Origin of the sequence: Planktothrix sp. FACHB-1355 (assembly GCF_014748295.1) — a bacterium.
Lineage (GTDB): Bacteria > Cyanobacteriota > Cyanobacteriia > Cyanobacteriales > Aerosakkonemataceae > Aerosakkonema > Aerosakkonema funiforme_A.
The window spans coordinates 1-1,763 of sequence record NZ_JACJUP010001298.1 but is presented as its reverse complement, the minus strand read 5'-3'; the positions used below and the strand labels follow the sequence as shown (position 1 = coordinate 1,763).

Sequence of the window (1,763 nt, the reverse complement as noted above, 5' to 3'; positions counted from 1 at the left end):
CAGGAGAATAAATCTTTTCCCTTTTCCTCTTCCCTCTTCCCTGTTCCCTCTCCCTCCTCCCTAACCCCGACGCCCTAACCCCCAGCCCCTAAAAAAATGCAAGATATTACTTCCGCTGTTGAACGTCTTTACGATACATATCCCTTTCCGCCAGAACCGCTGCTGGATAATCCGCCCCCCGGCTATAACTGGCGTTGGAATTGGCTTTCGGCCTATAACTTTTGCACGGGGCAAACACCTCAGACGCAGGAGATCCGGATTTTGGATGCTGGATGCGGTACGGGGGTGGGAACTGAGTACTTAGTACACCTCAATCCCAAAGCTCAAGTTGTGGGCATAGATTTGAGCGGTGGTGCTTTGGCGGTGGCAAAAGAGCGCTGTCAGCGATCGGGTGCCGATCGAGTCGAGTTCCATCACCTCAGTTTGTACGATGCGGGACAACTCCCCGGTCAGTTTGACCTGATCAACTGCGTGGGCGTACTCCACCACTTGCCCGATCCAAAGCGGGGTATTCAGTCTTTGGCGGCGAAGTTAGCGCCTGGGGGACTGATGCACATTTTTGTCTATGCAGAACTGGGACGTTGGGAAATTCAGCTGATGCAGAAGGCGATCGCTCTCCTTCAGGGTCGATCGCAAGCGGGGACACCTGGGCCACAAGATTACCGCGATGGTGTGCGAGTGGGACGGCAAATCTTCGCTGCTTTACCAGAAAATAACCGTATTGTCAAGCGCGAAAAAGAAAGATGGTCTTTGGAAAATCAGCGCGATGAAAGTTTTGCCGATATGTACGTTCATCCCCAAGAAATTGATTACAACATCGATACTTTATTTGAATTAATTGATGCTTCTGAGTTAGATTTTGTGGGATTTTCTAACCCGAAAAGTTGGCAGTTGGAAAGACTTTTGGGTAAAAATCCGGAACTGATGAAACGGGCGGAAGTATTGAGCGATCGCGAACGTTATCGATTAATTGAATTATTAGATCCGGAAAACATCACCCATTACGAATTTTTTCTGGCACGTCCCCCTTTACCTAAAGCAAATTGGTCATCGAATGATGCGTTATTGGCGGCGATTCCAGAACGCAATCCTTGTATGGATGGATGGCCGAGTCGGTGTTTATTTAATTACGATTATGAAATTGTAAATTTGTCAGAAATTGAGTTTAAATTTTTGCAAGCTTGCGATGATAATTCCAAACATAAGGACGGGCAGAATGCCCATTCCACAAGAACAGTGGCAGATATTTTAGCAGAGGTAAAATTGGGTGTGGAAGAAGTGCGATCGCTCTTATCTCAACAACTGATTTTGCTAACGCCAGAGAAGGAAAAATTGTAGCTCAGACACAGGAATATAAACTGTCAGGAGGTGAGGAGTTAGAACAGCATTTGACTCGGATGCTATGAGTCTTGATGAGTTACGTCGATATGTTCTCAATCTTTGAGAACATATCGATATCTTCTCCAAATATATCTGTCGTTCAAAAGCCACATTTCGACGAGCATTATAAATTTGGATGAGACAGATTGGGAAGAAAAATTGAGCATGAATCAAAGAAATCAAACCTGTTGAGGGTTAATCAGACAAAGCTTATATTCGCGCTCGCTGTTTAATAAATAGTTATGCTGCTGTCGGTTCACTAAATTCTATGTCTAATCAGAATAAAGCAGAAAAACGAGGGTTCGGTATGACTGGCGGAATGTACAAGCGATTTGGTGTCACCCTTATCGAAGCTCCAATTGATGTTGTCAGTTCTGCTCTTT

General features: G+C 45.2%; 1 protein-coding gene. It reads left to right on the top strand.

What is annotated here, in order from left to right; translation table 11 throughout:
* Window positions 1-96: 96 nt before the first annotated feature.
* Window positions 97-1,338, top strand: coding sequence for a class I SAM-dependent methyltransferase (locus tag H6S82_RS31740; RefSeq protein ID WP_190465110.1), 1,242 nt, complete (start codon window positions 97-99; stop codon window positions 1,336-1,338).
* Window positions 1,339-1,763 lie beyond the last annotated feature (425 nt).

What these genes read in the sequence shown, in the direction of transcription:
- H6S82_RS31740 (WP_190465110.1), top strand. Translation starts at nt 97, where the DNA reads ATGCAAGATATTACTTCCGCTGTTGAACGTCTTTACGATACATATCCC.